19 protein-coding genes are annotated in these 25,238 nt (G+C 65.3%); 15 read left to right on the forward strand and 4 right to left on the reverse strand.

Going from position 1 to position 25,238, the window contains the following annotated elements:
* Window positions 1-399: 399 nt before the first annotated feature.
* Both VML93_RS30380 and gltB read right to left on the reverse strand, forming a co-directional pair.
* Window positions 400-1,875, reverse strand: coding sequence for a glutamate synthase subunit beta (locus VML93_RS30380; RefSeq protein WP_325616254.1), 1,476 nt, complete (start codon window positions 1,873-1,875; stop codon window positions 400-402).
* Window positions 1,868-6,451, reverse strand: a complete 4,584-nt coding sequence (gene gltB, locus VML93_RS30385) for a glutamate synthase large subunit (protein ID WP_325616255.1) — start codon at window positions 6,449-6,451, stop codon at window positions 1,868-1,870. The genes VML93_RS30380 and gltB overlap by 8 nt, the downstream gene beginning before the upstream one ends.
* A 568-nt stretch (window positions 6,452-7,019) precedes the next feature.
* Here gltB and VML93_RS30390 point away from each other — a divergent pair.
* Window positions 7,020-8,303 (forward strand): MinD/ParA family protein, encoded by a 1,284-nt coding sequence (locus VML93_RS30390; RefSeq protein WP_325616257.1) that lies wholly within the window; start codon window positions 7,020-7,022, stop codon window positions 8,301-8,303.
* A 7-nt stretch (window positions 8,304-8,310) separates the two neighbouring features.
* Here the strand turns inward: VML93_RS30390 and sigI are convergent, their stop codons facing one another.
* A complete protein-coding gene (sigI, locus tag VML93_RS30395) occupies window positions 8,311-9,210 on the reverse strand; it encodes an RNA polymerase sigma factor SigI (protein WP_325616258.1) in 900 nt (299 codons plus the stop codon).
* 124 nt (window positions 9,211-9,334) lie between these two features.
* Between sigI and VML93_RS30400 the strand changes: the two genes are divergently transcribed.
* Together VML93_RS30400 and VML93_RS30405 are read left to right on the forward strand one after the other, a co-directional pair.
* Complete coding sequence (locus VML93_RS30400; protein WP_325616260.1) at window positions 9,335-10,171, forward strand: NAD(P)H-binding protein; 837 nt, start codon at window positions 9,335-9,337, stop codon at window positions 10,169-10,171.
* Window positions 10,172-10,190: 19 nt separating this feature from the next.
* Window positions 10,191-10,649, forward strand: a complete 459-nt coding sequence (locus VML93_RS30405; RefSeq protein ID WP_325616262.1) for a nitroreductase family deazaflavin-dependent oxidoreductase — start codon at window positions 10,191-10,193, stop codon at window positions 10,647-10,649.
* A 144-nt stretch (window positions 10,650-10,793) separates the two neighbouring features.
* Here VML93_RS30405 and VML93_RS30410 read toward each other — a convergent pair whose 3' ends face one another.
* A complete protein-coding gene (locus VML93_RS30410; RefSeq protein ID WP_325616264.1) occupies window positions 10,794-11,078 on the reverse strand; it encodes a WhiB family transcriptional regulator in 285 nt (94 codons plus the stop codon).
* Window positions 11,079-11,522: 444 nt separating this feature from the next.
* Between VML93_RS30410 and VML93_RS30415 the strand changes: the two genes are divergently transcribed.
* The 12 genes from VML93_RS30415 to VML93_RS30470 form a co-directional block, all read left to right on the forward strand.
* Window positions 11,523-12,668, forward strand: coding sequence for an FHA domain-containing protein (locus VML93_RS30415; protein ID WP_325616266.1), 1,146 nt, complete (start codon window positions 11,523-11,525; stop codon window positions 12,666-12,668).
* 228 nt (window positions 12,669-12,896) lie between these two features.
* Complete coding sequence (locus VML93_RS30420; RefSeq protein WP_325616268.1) at window positions 12,897-14,117, forward strand: EspA/EspE family type VII secretion system effector; 1,221 nt, start codon at window positions 12,897-12,899, stop codon at window positions 14,115-14,117.
* A 109-nt stretch (window positions 14,118-14,226) separates the two neighbouring features.
* Window positions 14,227-14,541, forward strand: a complete 315-nt coding sequence (locus VML93_RS30425; RefSeq protein ID WP_325616269.1) for an ESX-1 secretion-associated protein — start codon at window positions 14,227-14,229, stop codon at window positions 14,539-14,541.
* A gap of 22 nt (window positions 14,542-14,563) precedes the next feature.
* The gene (locus VML93_RS30430) at window positions 14,564-15,415 is read left to right on the forward strand and encodes an ESX secretion-associated protein EspG (protein WP_325616271.1); all 852 of its coding nucleotides are present in this window, start codon (window positions 14,564-14,566) and stop codon (window positions 15,413-15,415) included.
* Window positions 15,416-15,452: 37 nt separating this feature from the next.
* The gene (locus VML93_RS30435) at window positions 15,453-16,013 is read left to right on the forward strand and encodes a DUF2694 domain-containing protein (RefSeq protein ID WP_325616272.1); all 561 of its coding nucleotides are present in this window, start codon (window positions 15,453-15,455) and stop codon (window positions 16,011-16,013) included.
* Window positions 16,006-17,727, forward strand: coding sequence for a type VII secretion AAA-ATPase EccA (eccA, locus tag VML93_RS30440; protein WP_325616274.1), 1,722 nt, complete (start codon window positions 16,006-16,008; stop codon window positions 17,725-17,727). Before VML93_RS30435 ends, eccA begins: the two co-directional genes overlap by 8 nt.
* A 3-nt stretch (window positions 17,728-17,730) precedes the next feature.
* The gene (gene eccB / locus VML93_RS30445; protein WP_325616276.1) at window positions 17,731-19,173 is read left to right on the forward strand and encodes a type VII secretion protein EccB; all 1,443 of its coding nucleotides are present in this window, start codon (window positions 17,731-17,733) and stop codon (window positions 19,171-19,173) included.
* A complete protein-coding gene (gene eccCa, locus VML93_RS30450) occupies window positions 19,173-21,413 on the forward strand; it encodes a type VII secretion protein EccCa (protein WP_325616278.1) in 2,241 nt (746 codons plus the stop codon). The genes eccB and eccCa overlap by 1 nt, the downstream gene beginning before the upstream one ends.
* Window positions 21,410-23,182, forward strand: a complete 1,773-nt coding sequence (gene eccCb / locus VML93_RS30455) for a type VII secretion protein EccCb (RefSeq protein WP_325616280.1) — start codon at window positions 21,410-21,412, stop codon at window positions 23,180-23,182. The genes eccCa and eccCb overlap by 4 nt, the downstream gene beginning before the upstream one ends.
* A 226-nt stretch (window positions 23,183-23,408) precedes the next feature.
* Entirely contained in the window at window positions 23,409-24,560 is a 1,152-nt protein-coding gene (locus tag VML93_RS30460; RefSeq protein ID WP_325616282.1) for a PPE family protein, read from the forward strand.
* 94 nt (window positions 24,561-24,654) lie between these two features.
* Window positions 24,655-24,951 carry a WXG100 family type VII secretion target gene (locus tag VML93_RS30465; protein WP_325616284.1) on the forward strand — a complete coding sequence of 99 codons (297 nt, stop codon included), beginning with the start codon at window positions 24,655-24,657 and terminating at the stop codon, window positions 24,949-24,951.
* Between the two features lie 49 nt (window positions 24,952-25,000).
* On the forward strand, window positions 25,001-25,238 hold a 238-nt coding region (locus VML93_RS30470; RefSeq protein WP_325616285.1), incomplete at its 3' end, for a WXG100 family type VII secretion target.

The raw sequence follows: 25,238 nt of genomic DNA on the forward strand, positions 1-25,238 counted from the left end.
CCAAATGCACACGATTCGCCGGATTCAGTACATTTGCGCGCGCTCGCGGCCCCCTCGACGGCCAGCAAAGCCGAGCAAACGTCTCGGGTGCCGGCGGGCATACCAGCGGGAGTGGTTACGCCCCGAACAGCACCAGTTCCTGAGCGGTAACCAAGCGCTCGCTCTTGGCGGGGAATTCGTGGCTTCTTACTGGATGGCGAAACCATGACAAGGCAATACGCCCCATCCGTGACCGGGGTCCTGGGTTGCTACGCACAGCGGTACTCCTGCGATCGGCCAACTCAACCGGGACTCCATGTGTGATCGAGCCCACAGTTGAGAATTAGACACCCGGCCCCTGGCAAACAGCGGGAGGCGCGCCGGGCAATTGCACGCATGTTTCTGATGTGACTGGTGTGATTACTGAAGCGGTACGGCAGTTGGCTTGACGGGTGCCGGCAACGCGGTCGAACCCATCAGATACCGGTCCACACCCGCGGCCGCGGCCCTGCCCTCAGCTATCGCCCAAACGATCAATGACTGGCCACGACCCATGTCGCCGGCAACGAAAATACCGGGCACCGAGGTGTCGAAATCGGCGCCGCGTGCCACGTTCCCGCGGTCGGTGAGCTTCACCCCGAGGTCGGTGAGCAGGCCCGGCTTCTCCGGACCGACGAATCCCATCGCCAGCAACACCAGGTCGGCCTCGAGCTCGAAGTCGGAACCCTCGATCTTGACGAACTTGCCGTCCTGCATGGTCACTTCGTGCACCTTGAGCGCAGTGACATGCCCGCCGTGTCCGACGAACTCCTCGGTATTGACCGAGAAGACCCGCTCGCCACCTTCTTCGTGCGCCGCCGACACCCGGTACATCAGTGGGTAGGTCGGCCACGGGGTGGACGCGGCGCGCGAGTCCGGCGGACGCGGCATGATCTCGAACTGGTGCACGGCGATCGCGCCTTGCCGGTGCACGGTGCCCAGGCAGTCGGCGCCGGTGTCACCGCCGCCGATGATGACGACCTTCTTGCCTTTGGCCGTGATCGGCGGCTCCCCGTCGTCGTCCCGGTCGGCCTCGGCCAACTCGCCCAACGCTTGGTGGTTGCCCCATGGCAGGTACTCCATCGCCTGGTGCACGCCGTCCAGATCGCGGCCGGGGATGGGCAGATCGCGCCAATCGGTGGCGCCGCCGGCCAGCACGACGGCGTCGAAATCGGTGCGCAGCTGCTCGGCGGTGATGTCGACGCCGACGTTGACGCCGGCGCGGAATTCGGTTCCCTCCGCCCGCATCTGGTCCAGTCGCCGGTCCAGGACGCGCTTTTCCATCTTGAACTCCGGGATGCCGTACCGCAGCAGCCCGCCGATGCGGTCGGCCCGTTCGAAGACGGTGACGCTGTGGCCGGCGCGGGTCAATTGCTGCGCGGCGGCCAGACCGGCCGGACCCGAACCGACCACGGCCACCGTCTTTCCGGTCAGCTTCGTCGGGGGCAGCGGCTCTACCCAGCCTTCCTCGAAGGCCCTGTCGATGATCTCCAGCTCGATCTGCTTGATCGTCACCGGCTCCTGGTTGATTCCCAGTACGCATGCCGGTTCGCACGGCGCCGGACACAACCTACCGGTGAAGTCGGGAAAATTGTTGGTGGCGTGCAGCCGCTCGATCGCGTCGCGGAAGCGGTCCCGGCGCACCAGGTCGTTCCACTCCGGGATCAAATTGCCCAACGGACACCCGTTGTGACAGAACGGAATACCGCAGTCCATGCAACGCGTCGCCTGATGACGCAAGGTCTCGCCGTCGAATTCCTGGTACACCTCGTTCCAGTCACGCAGCCGCAGCGGCACAGGGCGGCGCTCCGGCAATTCCCGACGAGTGTATTTCAGGAAGCCGCTCGGATCAGCCATGCGCGGCCGCCATGATCGCCTTGTCGACATCGGTCCCGTCGCGCTCGGCTTCGGCGATCGCTTGCAGCACCTTCTTGTAGTCCCGGGGCATCACCTTGACGAAGTGCCGTCGCTGCCCCCGCCAATCGGCCAGAATGCGTTGGCCCACAGCGGAATCGGTGCCGTCGACGTGGGCCTGGATGATGCCGTGCAGGAACTCCGCATCGTCCTCGTCGAGGGTCTCGACGTCGACCATCTCGGTGTTGAGGTTGTCGGGCAATTCCTCGTCGGGGTCGTAGACGTAGGCCACACCACCCGACATACCGGCGGCGAAGTTGCGTCCGGTGCGGCCCAAAATCACCACCCGGCCACCGGTCATGTATTCGCAACCGTGGTCGCCCACACCCTCGACCACCGCGTGCGCGCCGGAGTTACGGACGGCAAACCGCTCGCCGACCACGCCGCGCAGGTAGACCTCGCCGCTGGTGGCACCGAATAGAATCACGTTGCCCCCGATAATGTTGTCCTCGGCGACATAGTCTTCGGGTGCATTGTCCGGCGGTCGCACCACGATCCGCCCGCCGGACAGACCCTTACCAACGTAGTCGTTGGCGTCGCCGTAGATACGCAATGTAATCCCCTTGGGCACAAAGGCCCCGAAGCTGTTACCCGCGGACCCGTCGAACGTGATGTCGATGGTGCCGTCCGGCAAGCCCTGGCCACCATAGGCTTTCGTCACTTCGTGACCGAGCATCGTGCCCACCGTGCGGTTGACGTTGCTGATGGTAGTAGAAAAACGGACCGGCTTCTGCGAATCCAGTGCCTCCCGGCTCATCACGATCAACTGCTGGTCGAGCGCCTTGTCCAGGCCGTGGTCCTGCCGCGAACTGCAATACAGATCCTGGTTCATGAACGCCGATTCGGGCTCGTGCAGCACCGGAGTCAGATCCAACCGGTGCGCCTTCCAGTGTGCGCGCGCCAGCGTCGTGTCCAGCGCACCGGCCTGGCCGACGGCCTCGTTGATAGTACGGAAGCCCAACTGCGCCAAGAATTCCCGGACTTCTTCTGCGATGAACATGAAGAAGTTTTCGACGAACTCGGGCTTGCCGGCGAACCGCTCCCGCAGTACCGGGTTCTGAGTGGCGACACCGACCGGGCAGGTGTCCAGCTGGCACACCCGCATCATGATGCAGCCGGCCACCACCAACGGCGCCGTGGCGAACCCGAATTCCTCGGCGCCCAGCAGGGTGGCGATCATCACGTCGCGGCCGGTCTTGAGCTGACCGTCCACCTGAACCACGATCCGGTCGCGTAACCCGTTGAGCAGCAACGTCTGCTGGGTTTCGGCCAGCCCCAACTCCCACGGCGCGCCCGCGTGCTTCTGCGAGGTCAGGGGCGTCGCGCCGGTGCCGCCGTCGTGTCCCGAGATCAGCACCACGTCGGCGTGCGCCTTGGAAACTCCAGCCGCGACCGTGCCTACCCCGTTCTCGGAGACCAGCTTGACGTGCACCCGCGCGGATGGGTTGGCGTTCTTCAGGTCGTGGATCAGCTGCGCCAGATCCTCGATGGAGTAGATGTCGTGGTGCGGCGGCGGCGAGATCAGCCCCACACCCGGCGTGGAGTGCCGGACCTTGGCGACCCAGGGGTACACCTTGTGCCCCGGAAGCTGGCCACCCTCACCGGGTTTCGCCCCCTGAGCCATCTTGATCTGGATGTCGGTGCAGTTGGTCAGATAGTGCGAAGTGACGCCGAACCGGGCCGAGGCGACCTGCTTGATCGCGCTGCGCCGCCAGTCACCGTTGGAATCGTGGTCGAAACGCTTGACGTCCTCGCCGCCCTCACCGCAGTTCGACCGCCCGCCCAGCCGGTTCATCGCGATGGCCAGGGTCTCGTGCGCCTCGGCGGAGATCGAGCCGTAGCTCATCGCGCCTGTCGAGAACCGCTTGACGATCTCGCTGGCGGGCTCGACCTCCCCCAGCGGAATCGGCGGGCGCACGTCCGCACGGAATTTCAGCAGACCGCGCAGCGACGCCATCCGCTCACTCTGGTCGTCGACCAGCCGGGTGTACTCCTTGAAGACCTTGTACTGGCCGGTGCGCGTGGCGTGCTGCAGCTTGAAAACGGTCTCCGGGTTGAACAGGTGGTACTCGCCCTCACGGCGCCACTGGTACTCCCCGCCCACTTCGAGCTCACGGTGCGCACGTTCATCGGGACGGTCCAAGTAGGCCAGCGCGTGCCGGGCCGCGACGTCGGCTGCGATGTCGTCGAGGGTGATGCCGCCGGTCGGACAGGCCAGCCCGGCGAAGTATTCGTCGAGCACGTCCTCGGAGATGCCGACGGCCTGGAACAGCTGCGCACCGGTGTAGGACGCCAGAGTCGAGATGCCCATCTTGGACATCACTTTCAGCACACCCTTGCCGGCGGCCTTAACGTAGTTGTTCAGCGCCTTATTGCGGTCGATTCCGTCGATCACGCCGCGGTCGAGCATGTCCTCGATCGACTCGAACACCAGGTAAGGGTTGACCGCCGCCGCCCCGCACCCGACCAACATCGCCATGTGGTGCACCTCGCGGGCGTCACCGGATTCAACCACCAGACCCACATGGGTGCGGGTTCGATCGCGCACCAGATGGTGGTGCACGCCCGCCACGGCGAGCAGCGACGGTATCGGGGCCATCTGCGCGTCGGAGTTGCGGTCGGACAGGATGATGAGCCGGGCGCCGTCGGCGATCGCCGCCGACGCCTGCGCGCGCACCTCCTCCAGCGCCGCGGCCAGCCCGGCGCCACCTTCGGCGACCGGGTACAGGCAGTGAATCACCTCGGACCGCATGCCATGCGGGCGGCCGTCGACCTCGTCGTCGGGGTTGAGGTTGATCAGCTTGGCCAGCTCGTAATTACGCAGAATCGGCTGGGACAGCACGATCTGGTGGCACGACGTCTCGTCCGGGCTGAGTAGGTCGCGCTCCCCGCCGGTGGTGCCCTGCAGGCTGGTCACCACCTCCTCACGGATGGCATCCAGCGGCGGGTTGGTCACCTGCGCGAACAGTTGCTGGAAGTAGTCGTAGAGCATGCGAGGGCGCTCCGACAGCACTGCGATTGGGGTGTCGGTGCCCATCGATCCGATCGGCTCGGCACCGGTGCGGACCATCGGCGCCACCAGCAGGTTGAGTTCCTCGTAGGTGTAGCCGAAAGCCAACTGGCGCATGACAAGTCGATCGTGGGGCATCCGCACGTATTTGCCCGCGGGCAGCTTCTCGAGCGGAACCAGCCCGTTGTCCAGCCACTCCTGGTAGGGGTGCTCGGCGGCCAGCTCTGCCTTGATCTCCTCATCGGCGACGATGCGGCCCTGCGTGGTGTCCACCAGGAACATCCGGCCCGGCTGCAGCCGCATGCGGCGGATCACCTTCGACGGGTCCAGATCCAGCACCCCGGCCTCCGACGCCATCACCACCAGGCCGTCGTCGGTCACCCAGATCCGGGACGGCCGCAGGCCGTTACGGTCCAGCACGGCGCCCACGATGGTGCCGTCGGTGAACGTTATGGATGCCGGGCCGTCCCACGGCTCCATCAAAGAGGCGTGATACTGATAAAAGGCCCGTCTACGCGCGTCCATACTCTCGTTACGTTCCCAAGCCTCGGGGATCATCATCAGCACCGCGTGCGCCAGGGTGCGTCCACCCAGGTGCAGCAGCTCGAGCGCCTCGTCGAACCGCGCGGTGTCAGAGGCGCCCGGGGTGCAGATCGGGAACAGCTTCTCCAGGTCGTCTTCCGACCCGAAGATGTCGGTCTTGATCAACGCCTCACGGGCCCGCATCCAGTTCTCGTTGCCGGTGACGGTGTTGATCTCCCCGTTGTGGGCGATGCGGCGGAACGGATGCGCCAGCGGCCAGGACGGGAAGGTGTTCGTCGAGAACCTGGAGTGCACGATGCCCAGCGCGCTGGTGAGCCGATCGTCCTGCAGGTCAAGGTAGAAGGCCTTCAGCTGCGGGGTGGTCAGCATGCCCTTGTAGACGAACGTCTGGCCGGACAGGCTCGGGAAATACACGGTTTCGCGACCCGGACCGTCCTGGCCCGGGCCTTTGGTGCCCAGCTCATGCTCGGCCCGCTTGCGGACGATGTAACAGCGCCGTTCCAGGTCCATGCCGGAGGCGCCCTCGATGAACACCTGCCGGAAGGTGGGCATCGCGTCGCGGGACAACGCGCCCAGCGACGAGTCGTCGGTGGGGACGTTGCGCCAGCCGACGACGTGCAGCCCCTCGGCTTCGGCGATCTTCTCCACCGCGGCGCAGGCCGCCGCGGCGTCCCGGGACGACTGCGGCAGGAACGCGATGCCGGTGGCGTAGCTACCCGGTTCGGGCAGCTCGAAATCGACGACCTCCCGAAGGAATGCGTCCGGGACCTGAATCAGGATCCCCGCGCCGTCACCGCTGCGCGGCTCGGCGCCCTGCGCACCGCGATGTTCAAGATTGAGCAGCGCCGTGATCGCCTTGTCCACAATGTCGCGGCTACGCCGGCCGTGCATATCGACGACCATGGCCACCCCGCACGAATCATGTTCGAACGCGGAGTTATAGAGCCCGACGCGCTTGGGCGTCATTCCCACCTGCCCCTTCACCAGACTTTCTGCGCGGCCTTCATCAGCGGCTCCGACGGGGCCGCACCCTGAGATTGCGGGCTAGACCCCTTCGGTCTTGTCGATAGGCTGTCCGTCAAACGGAGATGATCGGTCCGGGATTCGTCCGTGCAGCGCTGAACGGTAGCCCGATAACCGGTCTCGACAAGTCGTAAAACGATATGACAAAACCCGCCTGACATGCCAACTTCCCTAATACTAACCTGCCGGGCCGCCGCGCGTGACCTGCAGCGAAGCCGGTGACGGGCAACCGCGCCAGGAGCCGTTTCTCGCCTGACCCCGATTTCACCGCAACCCACACCAACCGCTTAGACAGGTTTGCTGTGATCGCGGAGAAACCCCCGCGAAGGTCCACCATCTCTGTTGTCCGACGCACGGCGCACCAGCGCAGAGTTTGCACAATACTAATAGGAGTCTAAGAGCCGCCCTGCACGCCCGCATTCCGCTCGCGCGGCGGGCCGGTGACAGATACTGGTCACATACTGGTCAGCGTCCGCCGAGACGGTCGGATCGCTTGGCACCCGAGGAGCCCATGAACGAGCGCGACGAGTTCTTGCGTGACCGTCTGGGGCCCGGCGTCCCCGACCCTAATCCGCGCGCTGCGCAGTTACCGGATCCGTCCGGCCATCCCCCGGTTGTGCACCCGGCTGCGCCGCCGGTTCCGCCCAGACCCGCCCCGCCCCGCCAACCAAGTCCGCCGCCGGGTACACCGGCTCCGCCGCGCCACCCCGCGCCTCCGGGGCCGCCGCAGCAGCACCGGCCCGCACCGCCGCGCGAACCTCTACATCACCCTTCCCCGCCCCCTTCCCCGCCCCGTTCCCCGCCCGATTCCCCGCCCGATTCCCCACCGCGGAGTCCTTGGGCCGACTCCGCCATCGGATCGCTTCGCGTCACAGATCCGCTGCTCCCCGACCAGGGCTGGCGGCGACTGGTCCGGACGCTCACCTTCGGCCTGGTCAACCCGGGTCCGTCGGCGGCGCAACGGGAAGAGGCGCAATTCCGCGCGGCCATCCAGGCCGCCCTGCACGGCAACCACAAGCTCGGCGTGCTGGGCAAGGGCGGCGTGGGGAAGACGTCGGTGGCCGCCAGCGTCGGATCGATCCTCGCCGAGTTCCGTCAGCAGGACCGGGTCGTGGCCGTCGACGCCGACACCGCCTTCGGCCGGCTGAGCAGCCGAATCGACCCGCATGTGCGGGGCTCGTTCTGGGAATTGACCGCGGACAAGAATCTGCAGTCGTTCAGCGACGTGATTGCGCGCGTCGGCCGCAATCCCGTCGGCCTGTATGTGCTCGGTGGCGAACCGGCGGCGGGTCCTCGGCGGGTGCTCGATCCGGCGATCTACCGGGAAGCGGCGTTGCGGCTGGATCGGCATTTCGCGATCTCGATCATCGACTGCGGCTCCACCATGGATTCACCGGTCACTCAGGAGGTTCTGCGCGATCTGGATGCACTGATCGTGGTGTCCTCGCCGTGGGCGGATGGCGCCTCGGCTGCCGCGAAGACCATGGAATGGCTGGCAGATCACGGCCTGGAGCGCCTGCTGCGCAACACCATCGTGGTGCTCAACGATTCCGACGGACACGCCGACAAGCGCACCCGGGCCCTGCTGGCCCGCGAGTTTGTCGATCACGGACAGCCGGTGGTCGAGGTGCCCTTCGATCCTCACCTTCGACCCGGCGGCGTCATCGATGTACGCAACGAAATGGCTGCCGCGACGCGGCACAAGTTTCTCGAGGTCACGGCGACGATCACGGGGTACTTCGCGTCCCGGCCGGCCGTCACGCGAGACCGCTCGCCCCGCCCGGGCGGAAGGTAGGCGGGCTTCAGGCTCCCAGCCGAGCCTCGGGGTCGGCGATCGCCTCGATCTTGACGACGAGCCCATCGCAGACGGTCAGCACGACGACGGCGAAAAGCCGCCGCTCGGCGAACGCCAGCACCACCGGCTGACCGGCGGGACCGTTGACCAGCGTCACCCCCGGCCACAGATAACGCAGCAGGTTGGTGGCCACGGCGTGCGGACCGTGGTTGACCTGGGGCGGCGGCGCAGGGTGCGCGAGGACGGTCCCCACGCCCCAGACCGTCGGGTCCAGCACCGCGGTCAGCGCGGTGAGGTCGCCGTTGGCGCACGCCGTGATGAACCTCTCGGTGACGAGCTGGTGATCGGTGGCGGCCACCTCAGTCGACCGGGGTTGTTGTGCCTTGGGCTGTTGTGTCTCAGCGAATTTGGCCCGGGCACGGCGCGCCAGCTGACGGCAGGTGCCGACGGGACGGCCGACGGTTTCCGCGATCGCGTCGAACGGAAGTCCGAACACGTCGTGCAGCACGAAGGCGACCCGCTCACCGGGCGTGAGCCTGCGCAGGACTTCCAACAACGCGGCGCTGACCTGGTCGTCGAGGGTGACCCGGTCCGCCGGGTCGGCCCGCCGTGATTCGTCGACCAGGAACTCGCGGCCGTGCTGAAACTCACCACTTGGGCGTTCATAGCGGGCTCGTGCCGACCGCAGGTGATCGAGGCACAGCCGGCTCGTGACCACGGTGAGCCAGCCACGGATATCGTCGATCTGGTCCGGGTCGGCGCGGGACAGGCGCAGAAATGCTTCCTGGGCAATGTCTTCAGCATCACCGACGTCTCCGATGATTTGGTAGCCGAGATTGACCAGATACGCGCGGTGACGCCGCCAGGCGTCAGTGATCTGGTCACTCGCTGACTTTGATCCGGTCATGAATCATCGACGATCTGGTGCGGGAAAAAGTTACCGATTTCGACTGTAACTTTCCCCGCCGGCGGCCCGTCCTTGGTGAAGAGCCCGGCAACAGAACCGGCTCATCACATATAAGGAGCCACCCATGACGATCGTGGTAACCGGAGCGACCGGCAATGTCGGCCGCCCCCTCGTCGGAGAACTCGCCGCCGCGGGCGCCCGGGTACGGGCCGTGACCCGCACCCCGGCCGGCGCCGACTTTCCCGCCGCCGTCGAGGTGGTCGGCTCGGTGGAAGACGCGCTCGCAGGAGCGTCGGCGGTGTTTCTCAACTCCCGCGCTCTGATGCCCAATCTGGCCGACGTGGTGGCCCGATCCGTGGCGGCCGGGGTCACCAAACTGGTGGCCCTGTCGGCCATCAACGCCGACGACGACTTCTCCCGGCAGCCGTCGCGCTTTCGCGGGGACCGAAATAAAGAGGTCGAACAGGTCGCCGTCGACTCCGGCCTGGACTGGGTCAGCCTGCGGCCCTCGGTTTTCGCGACGAATTTCGCCGGCACGTGGTCGGCACAGATCCGGGCCGGGGATGTGGTGGCCGGGCCGTACGCCCTGGCGTCGAGTGCGCCGATCGTCGAGAGCGACACTTCGGCGGTGGCGGCCCGGGCGCTGCTCACCGACGAGTTCGTCGGTGAGCGGATTCCGCTGACCGGTCCGCAATCCTTAACCAACTCCGAGCTGGTAGGGGTGATCGGCGCGGTGCTGGACCGCCCGCTGCAATACCTCGAAGTTCCCGCCGACGCGGTACGGCAACGCTTCGTCGGGCTGGGCTTCACCCCCGAATTCGCCGACGCCTACCTCGCCATGCTCGCCGAGACGCTCGACAAACCCGCCCTGGTCACCCACGACGTGGAAAAGATTCTGGGGCGCCCGGCCCGCACCTTCGCCGATTTTGTGTCGCAGCGTCGCGACCTGTTCACCAACTGAGCCTTAAGGAGGCACTCCCGTGTCTGAACCACGTCCACCGCGATACCTCAAGCCGATGAACAAATTCATGATGGCGGTGCAGAAGCTGGGCATCCCGACCGGCCCGGCCATGGTATTGACCGTGCCCGGCCGCAAGTCGGGTCAGCCGCGCAGCACCCCGATGACGCCGTTCGAATTCCAGGGGGGCCTCTATGTGGTGGCCGGCTACCCGGGAGCGGACTGGGCGGCCAACGCGCGGGCCGCCGGCGTCGGCACCCTGGCCAGAGGACGCCGGGCCCGGCAGGTCAGGATCATCGAGCTCACCGCCGAGGAAGCGCGCCCGGTGCTGCGGGTCTTTCCGACCGAAGTGCCGGTCGGTGTCGCGTTCGCGAAGCGTTCGGGGATGGTCCGCGACGGAACCTCCGACGAATTCGAGGCGCTGGCCGGGCGGGTCGCGGTCTTCCGCTTCGATCCCATGGCAGCCGCAGCGGGCTGGTAGCCGCAAAACGTAAACAGCGCGGGAAATCTGACCGATTTCTCGCGCTGTGTTTACGCCGGGTACGGGCTCAAAGATCAAGCCCTGCAAAGGTTTCCGCTGCACCCGCCCGCTGACCCCTCAAAGCAGTGGCCGGGTGCCGGCGGATCAAGCCGATCGTGCGGTCTCGCGCAGGGGGAAACCGTTGCGCTCGGCCAAGGACCGCAGCTGGCCCAACGCGAACGCGCGCGCCCGGCCCGCTTCCGGGATCACGACACCGGCCCACAGCCCCTCGGCACCCGACGACTCGACCGCCTCCCGGGCGCACATCCAGCGCCGCGGGCAAGCCCGGCACAGCGCCTTGGCCTCGTCGTCAGGACGGGTCGTCCAGCGGTCGGGGTCCTCCGCGCAAGCGGTGAGCAGCGAGACGTTGTACAGAGTTGTTGCGGTCATATCGCTACGTTCCTCCTGAAAGCGTTGCAAATCTGTGTCGTACCCGTCAGTACGGTATAGCAGTAACCATTGCGGTGCAACAGTTCTAATGCTGAAAATTCGCTTAGAGAACCATTGCGCGCTGCGGTACTGGCCTCGGCACACGCACCTTGCAGTACATATGCGCAGCTCAGCGATTCTAAATTGCGCGTCAACGGGTGCTACGGACCGCTTCGCCGACAGCAGACTCACAGCCAACTGGCAGCCCGCTCTACTGTTCTGCTAACCGTAGCGGTAGGTTAATCGCAACGTGTTCCGCATCGTGGGCTAGAGCACCGGATTGTGATAGAGAACTGTAGCGAAGCCGTAGCGCTAGAGCGGTGCAACGGTTAGAATCGTGATAGTGGAGCGTCAGCCCACTGGCCCTGTTCGGAGCCCCTGTCCGCGAGCGAGGAATCAACGCAGATGCCCAACGCCGAGTTGACTACCGGGCCGGCGTTACTGGTCGTGCACAACGGCGATACGTCACACGCGATCGAGCCCGGTCGCGGCGTCGTGACCATAGGCGGCGAGCCCCAGGCCGGCGTGCAGATCGACGATCCCGGTATCTCCCAGGCGCATCTACGGGCGGAATCCACCAGTGGACAATGGCGGATCGTCGACAGCAGCCCGACCGGCATGTTCGTGGACGGATTGCGAAAATCCTCGGTGCCGGTCACCGACAGGACGATGGTCCGGTTCGGCGATCCCGTTGGAGGCAAAGCGTTGACGTTCGAAGTCATCAGGCCGTCGGGCTCCGACGAACAGCCATCCGGTGAACAGCAGCAGGCGGACGAGTTGGACGATCAAATGAGCAACTCGCAGACCAACGAGCCGGACCCGGGGCTGGTTCGCGCCGGCGCCGCCGCCGCCGCGCGGCGTCGCGAACTCGACATCAGCCAGCGCAGCCTTGCGGCGGACGGAATCATCAACGCCGGCGCACTCATTGCGTTCGAAAAGGGTCGCAGCTGGCCGCGCGAGAGAACCCGCGCCAAGCTCGAAGAGGTGCTGCAGTGGCCGGCCGGCACCATTCTGCGGATCCGGCGCGGACAGCCGTCCGCGAGTGCAGGACCCGTCGCCGCCCCGCCGTCGGTCGGCCGGGTCGCCGACGGGCCGCCGTCGGCCGGACCCGGGTCGGACGGACCGGCGTCGTTGATCGCACAAGCTGTCGTCGCGGCAGTGGACGGGTGCAGCCTGGCCATCGCGGCACTGCCGTCGGTCGACGATCCCGAATTCAACGAGCGGGCCGCGCCGATCCTCGCCGATCTACGCCAACTCGAAGCCATCGCCGTCCGGGCAATCCAGATCAGCCGGATCACCCCGGAACTGATCAAAGCGCTCAGTGCGGTGCGCCGCTATCACGACCGACTGATGAAGCTCGGCGCGAGCGCCCCGGGCGCCACCTTGGCGCAACGCTTGTACGCCGCCCGACGGCAGGCGAACCTGTCCACCTCGGAGACCGCACAGGCCGCCGGCGTGACCGAAGACGTGATCGTCCGCGCCGAAGCCGAAGAGACTTTGCCCTCCGATATCACCGCTGCGCTCGAAACGCTTATCAGCCAGATCAATTGAGGTTGGTCACCGCGCGATCCCATTCGGGTCCAACGGTTTTCACGCGCTCGCCTTAGTCGCGCACGGTCTTCGATCGCTCCGTCACGGTGCGTCCGAAAAACTTCGACTATTCCAAAAATTCGTGCATCAGACCCCCTGGGGGCGCTGCTAAGCTCGACCTGCGGTGCGGAGAAGCACACAAAAACTTCACTCAATGCATGGGCTCAGCGAGCGTAAGGAAGAACGGTTATGTCCGGATCAGATATGTGCCGAAACCAACTCACAACGCTTAACCGGTTGTTGGCCATGCTCGGCGACAAGCCCGCGATGGGCGAGGTCCTGCAGGACACCGCAGGCAAGTTCGGGAAGATCGGCGAAACCATCGGAAAGCTGCTCCCGGGCGGCGACTGGACGGGCGAAGCATCGACCAACTACGGCAAACAGAACGTCGCCCAACAACTTCGCGCGAACGTGATGTCTGAGCTCGACAAGTTGAGCGGTGGCTTCATCTCGAATCAAGCCGGCTACGTCAAAAACACGCGCAACGTCATCAACGCGATGAAGAACATGATGGAAGGCTGCCTGAAGTTCTGCATCGAAGCCGAAAAGTGGTGGATCATCGGCGAAGGCATTTCCTATGTCGCCGCGGGTGTGGCGTGCGGTATTTCAATAGCCGTCACCACTGGCGCCATGCTCTATCTGACCATCATGACGCTGCAAAACACGATGAACCTGAAAGGGCTCCTCGGCAGGCTGCTCGAAATGATCACGACTATGCCCAAATTGAAGGACCTGCTGCCCTGGCTGCCGGACATCAAGTTCCCGCCGGAGCTCAAATGGCCGCCGGAGATCAAGTTTCCTGACATAAAATGGCCGGACATCAAACTGCCCGACTTCAAGTGGCCCGACTTCCCCAATTTCCCGGGCTTCCCCGATTTCAAGTTCCCGCCGGACTTCTCGAACTTGTTGCCCGGCTTGCCAAAGCTGCCCGACTTGTTCCCCGGCTTGCCGAAGCTGCCCGACTTGATCGGCGGGCTGCCCGGCCTCAAGGATTTGTTCGGCGGCTTCCTGGGCCGGTTGCCGCAGTGGACCGACCTGCCGAACCTGCCCGACTTCTTGGCCGGCTTCAAGGGCCTGCCCACCCTGAGCTTCAAGGACCTGCTCAGCGTTGCCAACCTGCCCTCGATCAATGCGCTGAGCTCCTCGTTGGGTCAGCTGACACAGCTGACCAGCGGAATGGGCGGCGGGAGCCAGCTTCTCAGCGCCGTCGGCGGCCAGGCCGGCTCGCTCAGCTCGATGGCCGGAGCTGCCGGGGGTGGGTCGCAGGGCGCCACCCTGGTCAGCAGCGTCAAGAAGGACGACGAGGAGGACGGCGCCGGCGCAGGCACCAGCGGCGGGGAACGCGCTCCCATCGAGGTCACCGGCGGCGGCTCCGGAACTGGGGCTGGGACGCAGGGCCGCGTCCTTTAGCCGACACGGCCGCAAAGGCGGAGGCCCGAAAGCCCGAAAGCTGTTGTCTAACAACGCTCTAATAACGTCATAACCAACGAAGAACTTCAAACTTACAGGAGGCGAACCCATGGGCGGAGTGCTCGAAGTCGTAACGTCGACGCTGGAGACCCTGGCCGGCGGACACGACAAAACCGTGGGCCAGATAAAGGCTGCGACCGCGGAGGCCAACGGACTCAACACCACGGTGCGCACTACCCACGGCACGTACACCAACGATTTCAACGATGCCCTGGACAGCTTCATCAGCACGCGCTCGCAGGCCGGCAACGGCATCGCAGATGTCGCCACCCAGTTGGCCCAGAACCTCATTTCGGCCGTTACCAGTTACCTCACGACCGATTCGATGGGCGCCGACATCCTGAAAAAGATATTCGGCAGCTAAGACCGCGGGTTAGCATTTGATCATGTCCGGTCCGCTCGGTGCCGGTCGTGCGGGCCTCGTCGACGACGTCGTCGGCGTCGAGGTGACGATCGATGGAATGTTGGTCATCGCCGACCGGTTGAACTTGGTCGATTTCCCTCCTGCACTTGGGATTCGGCTCAACATCCCGCAGGAGGACCTGCGCGAGGTCGTCTGGGATCAGGTCGCACGTGACCTCACCACGCAGGGTGTGCTGGATCCCCACGGCCGGCCGCATCCGACGGTCGCCGCCATGGTCGACACTCTGTCCAGGCCGGACCGCACCCTCGAAGGGCGGTGGTGGCGACGCGATGTCGGCGACGTCATGGTGCGTTTCGTCGTGTGCCGCAAGGGCGATCGCCATGTGGTTGCGGCGCGCGACGACGAGATGCTGGTGCTGCAGCTACTCGCTTCGAAACTCAGTCTGGCCGACATGATGACAGTCGTACTCGGTCGAGCAGAACCCGCGAAGGTCGAACCGCTGACCGGAGTCGCATCCGAACTCGCCGACTGCAAGACCGCCGCCCAGCTGGCGTCACGTGGTCTCGACCCGACCTCCGCCCGCATCTACGCCGAGGTCGTCGCCAATCCCAGTAGCTGGGTGGAGATCGTCGCCACCCAACGCCACCCCGGCGGCACCACGACGCAGGCCAATGCGGCCGCCGGTGTTCTCGACTCGGCGCACGGCAGGTTGGTGTCGCTTCCCCGTCGTATCGGCGGGGAACTGTACGGCAGCTTTCTCCCCGGCAGCCAGGAAAACCTGCAGCGCGCAATAGATAGTCTCCTCGAGCTCCTCCCAGCGGGCTCTTGGTTTGATCACTCCGCAGATCACGCCCAAGCCTCCTATCCAGGCTGAAGCCCATTCCCCCGTTACAAACTCAGAAAGGGACGCCATGGTCGACCTGCCCGGGAACGAAGACCACGATGACCTCTCGAGCCTGGATTTCTCCGGCGGCTACGGCGGCGACGATGGAGACCATGGTTCCTCCATGGATGCGTTGCACGATTACGCGCCGCCGGCCGAACCCGAGGAGGCCGAGGACGAACTGGAGGTCCTCAACACGCTGACCGAACCAGCGGACGAGGAGGTCGACTTCGGCCCGATGTTCACCGTGACCAATCCGCAGCAGAGCGTGACGGTGACGACGCTGCTGGACGGCAGAATCCAGCGGGTCGAGCTGACCGACAAGGTCGAGAGCATGACGGAATCGGACCTCGCGGAAGAGATCTTCGTGCTGGCCGACCTGGCCCGGCAAAAGGCGCGAGCCGGTCAGCAGGAGATGGTGGCGGCGAATATGGCCCAGATCGAAGCCGAGAGCGAAGACCAGGAAACCAGCTATCTGTTGAGCGAACTCGTCGGCACTGCGCTGAACCTGCCAACGCCGGAGGAAGCCGCCGCGGCAGAAGCAGAACTGTTCGCCTCTCGTTACCACATCGAGAAGTACGGTGACTGATCGCCTGGCCGGCCTGTTCGAAAGTGCCGTCAGCATGTTGCCGGTGTCTGAGGCACGGGCCATGGACATATTCACCGAGATCACCAACTACGACGAGTCGGCTTGTGACGCATGGATCGGCCGCATCCGCTGCGGCGACACCGACCGGGTCACCCTGTTCCGCGCCTGGTATTCGCGCCGCAACTTCGGACACTTGGCGGGGGGCGCCCAACTCTCGATGAGCACGGTGGGCGCCCGGGTCCCGATCGGTGGTCTGTACGGCGACATCACCTATCCGGTCACCTCGCCGCTCGCGATCACCATGGGTTTTGCCGCGAGCGAAGCTGAGCAAGGGAACTGCGCCGACGCCATGGAGGCTTTGGAAGACACCCCGTCCACCGGCGCCGAGCACCTGGTGGCGTGGCTCAAGGCGGTGGTGTACGGCGCAGCCGGGCGTTGGACGGACGTGATCGACCAAATCAAGGGCGCCGCGAAATGGCCCGACAAATTCCTATCTGCCGCAGCGAGTGTGGCGCACGGAGTTGCCGCGGCGAACCTCGGCCTGTTCACCGAAGCCGAGCGCCGGCTCACCGAGTCGAACGACTCACCGGCGGGTGAGGCGTGTGCCACCGCGATCGCGTGGTATCTGGCCATGGCGCGGCGCAGCCAGGGCAACGAAGACGCCGCCGTGGCGCTGCTGGAATGGTTGCAGACCACCCACCCGGAGCCCAAAGTGTCTGCGGCGCTTAAAGATCCGTCGTACCGCCTGGTGACGACCACAGCCGAACAGATCGCGGCACGCGCGGACCCCTGGGATTCGGGCAGTGTGGTGACCGACAACTCCGGCCGGGAGAAGCTGCTCGCCGAGGCGCAGGCCGAGCTGGACCGGCAGATCGGTCTCACCAGGGTCAAGACCCAGATCGAGCGCTACCGCGCCGCAACCATGATGGCCCGGGTTCGCGCCGCCAAAGGCATGAAGGTCGCCCAGCCCAGCAAGCACATGATCTTCACCGGTCCGCCCGGCACGGGTAAGACCACGATCGCGCGGGTGGTGGCCAACATCCTGGCCGGCCTGGGCGTCATCTCAGAACCGAAGCTCATCGAGACGTCCCGCAAGGATTTCGTCGCCGAATACGAGGGGCAGTCAGCGGTCAAGACCGCCAAGACGATCGACCAAGCGCTCGGCGGCGTGCTGTTCATCGACGAGGCCTACGCGCTGGTGCAGGAACGCGACGGCCGCACCGACCCCTTCGGCCAGGAAGCGATGGACACCCTGCTGGCGCGGATGGAGAACGACCGCGACCGGCTGGTGGTGATCATCGCCGGCTACAGCTCCGACATCGATCGGCTGCTGGAGACCAACGAAGGCCTGCGGTCGCGCTTCGCCACCCGGATCGAATTCGACACCTATTCTCCGGAGGAGCTGCTCGACATCTCGAAAGTCATTGCAGCCGCCAATGATTCGGCGTTGAGTGTGGAAGCGGCCGAGAACCTGCTGGAAGCGGCCAAGCAGTTGTACCAGCGGTCACTGCGCGGCAGACCGGCACTCGACGTCGCCGGTAACGGCCGTTACGCGCGCCAGCTGGTGGAAGCCGGCGAGCAGTGCCGCGACATGCGCCTGGCGCAGAGCCTCAACATCGAAGACCTCGACATGGATCGACTGCGTGAGATCAGCGGCGAGGACATGGCCGAAGCGATCACCACGGTGCATGCGCACCTCAACATGAGAGAGTGAACAATGGGCCTTCGCCTGACCACCAAGGTTCAGGTTAGCGGGTGGCGTTTCCTGCTTCGCCGTGTCGAGCATGCGATCGTGCGGCGGGACACCCGGATGTTCGACGACCCATTGCAGTTCTACAGCCGCTCGGTCACGCTTGGCATCGTCATCGCGGTCCTGATCCTGGTCGGCGCGGGGTTGCTGGCGTTCTTCAAACCGGCTGGCAAGCTCGGCGGCGGCAACCTGCTGACCGACCGGGCGACCAACCAGCTTTACGTGCTCATCTCCGGGCAGTTGCATCCGGTCTACAACCTCACCTCGGCGCGGCTGGTGCTGGGGAGCGCGGCCAATCCCGCCGCGGTGAAGGGCTCCGAACTGAGCAAGCTGCCGATGGGTCAGACCATCGGCATCCCCGGCGCCCCGTACGCAACCCCCGTTTCCGGAGACACCTCGTCGAACTGGAGCCTGTGCGACACCGTCACGAGGGCCAACACCAGCAATCCCGGCGTCCAGACGGCGATAATCGCGATGCCTGTCGTGATCGATGCCGCGACCGACCCGCTCAAGGCCAACGAGGCGATGCTGGCGTCCTTCAAGGGCAAATCGTGGATCCTGACGCCAAAGGGGCGGCACCTGATCGATCTCGCCGACCGGCCACTGACCTCGGCCATGGGAATTCCCGCGGCGGCCAAGCCAACCCCCATCTCCGAGGGCATGTTCAACGCGCTGGCCGACCTCGGGCTTTGGCAGCTGCCGCCGATCCCGGGCGCGGGCAGTCCCAACACCCTGGGGCTGCCCCCGGAACTTGTCGTCGGGTCGGTATTCCAGGTGCACAGCGTCAGGGGACCTCACTACTACGTCGTGCTGCAGGACGGGATCGCGCTGGTCAATACCACCACCGCCGCCGCGTTGCGCGCTACGCAGTCCCACGGACTGATAGCGCCTCCCGCGGTCCTTTCCAGCGAGGTCGTCAAGATCCCCGAACGCTCCTACATCTCGCCCCTGCCTGAAGAAGCACTGCAGATCCTGTCCCGGCCCGACGAACCGACGGTGTGTTGGTCGTGGGAACGCCGAGCCGGCGATCAGACGCCGAAGACCCAGGTACTCAGCGGTCGGCATCTGCCGATACCGCCGTCGCTCATGAACTCGGGCATCAAGCAGATTCGTGGCACCGCAACGGTTTTCATCGACGGCGGAAAGTATCTGTCGCTGCAGTCCCCGGATCCCCGCTACGGCGAATCCCTTTACTACGTCGATCCGCAGGGCGTTCGCTACGGTGTGCCAGACGCGGAGACGGCCAAGGCGCTCGGTTTGTCGTCGCCCAAAACCGCGCCCTGGGAGGTCGTTCGTCTGCTGGTCGAAGGTCCGGTCTTGTCGAGAGACGCGGCCCTGCTGGAGCACGACACTCTGCCCGCCGACCCAAGTCCGCGAAAGGCGCCAGCCGGAACCCCCGGAGCTTCCTGATGACTACTAAGAAATTCACCCCCACCATCACCCGTGGCCCGCGGTTGACCCCCGGCGAGATCAACGTCACCCCGCCCGAGGACCTCGGTCTCAACATCCCGGCGTCGGGTGTCCAGAAGATCCTTCCCTACGTGATGGGTGCCTGCATGGTCGGCATGATCGCGATCATGCTGGTCGGCGGCACCAAGCAGCTGTCGCCGTACATGCTGATGATGCCGCTGATGATGGTCATGATGATGGTCGGTGGCATGGCCGGCGGCAGCGGCGGCGGTACCAAGAAAGTGCCCGAGATCAACGCCGACCGCATGGAGTACCTGCGTTATCTGGCCGGACTGCGCACCCGAGTGACGTCCTCGGCGAGTTCGCAGGTGGCGTTTTTCAGCTACCACGCGCCGCATCCCGACGATCTGCCGTCGCTCGTGGGCACACCGCGGCAGTGGTCCCGCCCGGCCAACGCCGACTTCTACGCGGCCACCCGTATCGGGATCGGCGACCAGCCGGCGGTGGACCGCCTGTTGAAGCCGTCCGTCGGCGGCGAACTGGCGGCCTCCACCGCGGCACCCCAGCCGTTTCTGGAGCCGGTCAGCAATATGTGGGTGGTCAAGTTCCTGCGCACCCACGGGCTGATCCACGATTGTCCGAAATTGGTGCAGCTACGCAGCTTTCCGACGATCGCGATCGGCGGTGACCCGGAAGGAGCCGCCGGGTTGCTGACCGCGATGGTCTGCCACCTGGCCGTATTCCATCCGCCGGACCTGCTGGAGATCCGGGTCCTCACCGAAGATCCGGAGGATCCGGACTGGTCGTGGCTGAAATGGCTCCCGCACGTTCAGCACAAGACAGAGACCGACGCCGCCGGCGCGATCCGGATGATCTACACGCGCCCGGACGGTCTCGGCGAGCTGGCCGCCCGCGGTCCGCACACTCCCGATCAGCTCCCCGGTGGTCCCTACGTCGTGGTGGTGGATCTGACCGGTGGCAAGGCCGGGTTCCCGCCCGACGGCCGGGCCGGAGTCACCGTGATCACGCTCGGCAACCACCGCGGCTCGGCGTATCGGATCCGGGTGGACGCGAGCGGAACCGCCGACGACCGACTGCCCGGACAGCAGTTCCGCCAGGTGACATCGATAACCGACCGCATGTCGCCGAAAGACGCCACCCGCCTCGCCAGGAAGCTGGCGGGCTGGTCGATCACCGGCACCATCCTCGACAAAACCCAACGCGTGCAGAAGAAAGTGGCCACCGAGTTTCACCAGCTGGTTGGTGCTCAAAGCGTCGAGGACATATCGCCGGCGCGGTGGCGGATGTACACCGACACCGACCGTGACCGTCTCAAGATCCCGTTCGGACACGAACTCAAGACCGGCAACATCATGTACCTCGACATCAAAGAGGGCGCGGAATTCGGCGGTGGACCGCACGGCATGCTGATCGGGACCACGGGGTCCGGGAAGTCGGAGTTCCTGCGCACCCTCATCTTGTCGCTGGTGGCCATGACGCATCCCGATCAGGTGAATCTGCTGCTCACCGACTTCAAGGGCGGCTCAACGTTCCTCGGGATGGAGAAACTGCCGCACACCGCCGCAGTCGTCACCAACATGGCGGAGGAAGCCGAACTCGTCAGCCGAATGGGTGAGGTGTTGACCGGCGAACTCGACCGCCGGCAGGGCATCCTGCGCCAGGCCGGAATGCAAGTCGGCGCGGCCGGCGCGCTGTCCGGCGTGGCCGAATACGAGAAGTACCGGGAGCGTGGTGCCGACCTGGCGCCGCTGCCAACGCTTTTCGTCGTGGTCGACGAGTTCGCCGAGCTACTGCAAAGCCACCCGGACTTCATTCAGCTGTTCGACCGGATCTGCCGGGTGGGCCGGTCACTGCGCGTGCACTTGCTGCTGGCCACCCAGTCGCTGCAGACGGGCGGGGCCCGCATCGACAAGCTGGAGCCCAACCTGACCTACCGGATCGCGCTGCGCACCACCAGCTCTCACGAATCCAAGTCGGTGATCGGAACGCCGGAAGCCCAATACATCACCAACAAGGAAAGCGGTGTCGGGTTCCTGCGCGTCGGCATGGAAGACCCGGTCAAGTTCAGCACCTTGTACATCGGTGGTCCATACATCCCGCCCACGGCTGCCGACACCAATGGCGACGCCAGCGGCAACGGCCAGCGCGGCGGCCCACGCAAGACGCTCATCCACAAGTTCACCGCATCGCCCATCCTCGAACCGGAGCCGACGTCATGAGTTCAGAAACCGATGTACGCGCGCTGCGCGAGGTGGTGATCGACCAACTCACCGCCCCATCGCGGGCGTACAAGATGTGGCTGCCACCGCTGTCGGACCCGACGCCGCTGAACGAACTCGTCGAGCGCGACCAGCGCAGACCGTTGCGGTTCGCGATGGGAATCATGGACGAGCCACGCCAGCACCGCCAGGAGGTGTGGGGCGTCGACGTCTCCGCGGCCGGCGGCAACATCGCCATCGGCGGCGCGCCGCAGACCGGGAAGACGACACTTCTGCAGACGATGGTGCTGGCGGCGGCGGCGACGCACTCGCCGCGAGACGTCCAGTTCTACTGCGTCGACCTCGGCGGTGGCGGCCTGATCTATCTCGAAAACCTGCCACATGTCGGCGGGGTGGCGGGCCGGTCAGAGCCCGACAAGGTGAACCGTGTCGTCGCCGAAGTGCGGGCCGTGGTACGGCAGCGAGAAGCGGCGTTCAAAGAGCACCGCGTGGGTTCGATGGCCGCTTACCGGGAGATGCGCGCCGACCCGAATCAGCCCGCCGCCGCCGATCCGTTCGGCGACGTGTTCTTGGTCATCGATGGGTGGCCGACTTTCACCGGCGAGTTTCCCGACCTCGAACAAATGGTCCAGGATCTGGCGGCGCAGGGGCTGTCGTTCGGCGTCCACGTCGTGGTCACCACCCCGCGCTGGACGGAACTGAAGTCGCGCATCCGCGACTACCTCGGCACCAAGATCGAGTTCCGGCTCGGTGACGTCAACGACACGCAGATCGACCGCATGGCCCGGGACATCCCGGCCAATCGTCCGGGCCGGGCCATCTCGGTGGAGAAGCATCACCTGATGATGGGAACGCCCAGGTTCGACGGCGTGCACAGCACCGAGGGCATCGTTCAGGCGATAACCGCCGGGGTGGCACAAATCGCGGCGCAGCACACCGTCGAGGCCCCCCGGGTCAGGGTGCTGCCGGAGCGCATCTACCTCCACGAACTCGACCCGAACCCACCCGGCCCGGAAAGCGACTACCGCACCCGGTGGGAGATCCCGATCGGCCTGCGCGAGACCGACATGTCGGTGGCCCACGCACACATGTACGCCAACCCGCACCTGTTGATCTTCGGCAACGCCCAGTCCGGCAAGACACGCATCGCCCATGCGATCTGCCAGGCCATCTGCGCCCGGAACAGTCCGCAGCAGGTGCGTTTCATGTTCGCCGACTACCGGTCGACCCTGCTGGACGCGGTGCCGGAAAGCCATCTACTCGCCGCCGGCGCAATCAACCGGAACAGTGCCACCCTGGAAGGGTCGATCAAGGCATTGGCGATCAACCTGCAAAAGCGCCTGCCACCGGCCGACCTGAAAACCGCACAATTGCGGTCGCGGTCTTGGTGGACCGGATTCGATCTCGTGCTGGTGGTCGACGACTGGCACATGATCGTGGGAGCCGCCTCCGGGATGCCACCAATGGCGCCGCTGTTCCCGTTAATGCCGGCGGCCCCGGATATTGGGTTGCACATCATTGTCACGTGCCTGATGAGCCAGGCGTACAAAGCCACCATGGACAAGTTCGTCGGCTCCGCATTCGGGGCGGGAGCGCCGACCATGTTCCTTTCCGGCGACAAGTCGGACTACCCGTCCAGCGAGTTCAAGGTCAAACGACGGCCCCCTGGCCAGGCATTTCTGGTGGCAGCCGACGGAAAAGAAGTCATCCAGGCCCCCTACATCGACCCTCCAGAAGAAGTGTTCGAAGCACCCCCAAACCCCGGTTAGGATTATTTCAGCCGCAGCGAGACGGGACCGAAGACCAAGATCGAGCGGGCACGAGCAATGGCTGCTGGACCGTTTATCTAAATAACCCAACCGTATGCGTCGGACAAACACAGACAAATACATAGGGCACGTATATAAATGGTTATCGACAATTTTGCATAACAGTCATAAACAGTTCAACCGAAGCAGTACATAGGCAATCACAGGACCAGGAGGAGGTGGAAGCATGGCCCCCATCACGTGGCACGCTATGCCACCGGAGCTGAACATCGCGCGGCTGCTGGCCGGCGCGGGGCCGGGTCCGATGCTCGCCGCCGCAGCGTCCTGGCAAGCGCTGGCGGCGTCGATGGAGGCCCAAGCCGCAGAGCTGGCGGCGCGCCTGTCTTCCCTGGCCGAAGCCTGGACCGGCAGCAGCAGCGACCGTGCGATCGCCGCCGCCACACCGATGGTGGCCTGGTTGCAGACGGCGGCGATGCAGGCGACCGAGCGCGGGCTGCGGGCCACGACGCAGGCCGGGTTGCACACCACGGCGATCGCGTCGATGCCCACGTTGATCGAGATCGCGGTCAACCACATCACCCACGCCGTGCTTACGGCGACCAACTTCCTGGGCATCAACACGATGCCGATCGGCTTCAACGAAATCGAATACTTCGTCACGATGTGGACCCAGGCTGCCTTGGCCATGGACGTCTACGAGGCGGAAACGACCCTCAACACGCTGTTCGACAAGATCGAGCCGATGATGTCGATCCTCGATCCCTCGACGATGACCGAAGCGATGCAGTCCGGGGTGACCCAGCTCCAAGGGGTGGCCTCCGGCGTGAGCTCCGCCATGCCGTCGTCCGAGGTGCTGCAGGCGACAGTCGGGCAGGTCGCGCAGCTGAGCGGCCCCATGCAGCAGCTGACCCAACCGTTGCAGCAGGTCACGTCGCTGTTCAGCCAGATGGGCAGCATGGGTGGCTCCGGCGGCCCGGGAAGCGGCACACTCGCGGCTGACCACGAGGCCGCGCAGATGGGCCTGATCGGGGCCAACCCGCTGTCGAACCATCCCCTGGCCGGTGGGTCGGGCGCCAGCATGGGCTCCGGTCTGCTGCGCGGCGAGTCGATGCCCGGTCTGGGTGGAGCCCCGGCCCGCACACCGCTGATGGCCGGATTGATCGACAAGCCAACCGCCTCGGTGATGCCGGCCGCCGTCGCGCCCGGCGCGACCGCCGGAACATCGGCGGCGGGTGGCAGCGCCCCGCTGGGCGCGATGGGTCAAGGAACCCAATTCGCCGGCAGCAGCTCGCGGCAAGGGCTGGTGGCACCTTCACCGCTTGCCCGGGAATTGAACGAAAACGACGTAGACGACTGGGACGACGGGGAAGATTGGTAACCGCCCCGGTCAACAGACTTCCCGGCCAACCTGGCCGGAAGACTTGCCAACTCCTTGGCGAGGACAAAGAAAGAAAGAGAGAAAGTAGCCCAGCATGGCTGAGTTAACAACTGACAGTGCTGCCCTCGCCGCAGAGTCGGATCATTTCGGTCAAATCTGTGCGGACCTGTCCCAGGCGATCAAGCAGGTCGAGAGCACCGGCGAAGAACTGCGCGCCAACTGGGAGGGCGAAGCCGCCCGCGCCGCCCTCGCGGGCCTTGGCGACTTCCACGAGGCCGCTCGCACCCAGGAGAAGATGCTGAACGACCTGCAGGGCGACCTCGGCATCACTGGCAAGGACTACTCAGGCATGGACTCCGACCAGGCCGCAGCGCTGCAGCAGGGTTTCTGAGAACCCGCCACATCACACTTAAACACCGACGGAAAACGGAGCAAACGTAATGTCACAGAAATGGAATTTCGGCCAAATTGAGCAGGGTGCCGGAGTAATTACCCAGAACTACCAGACGGTGGAAAACCTGATCGAGCAGGGGAAGCAATCCCTCGCCCGGCTCGGAAATGTCTGGGGCGGTAGCGGTTCGGAGGCGTTCAACGGAATCATGAGCAGGTGGAACGACACCTCCGGCGACCTGAACAACAAGCTGGGAAGGCTCGCGAACAACATCAACGAGGCCGTGG

The sequence above is a fragment of the Mycobacterium sp. genome, from assembly GCF_035499775.1.
GTDB lineage: Bacteria > Actinomycetota > Actinomycetes > Mycobacteriales > Mycobacteriaceae > Mycobacterium.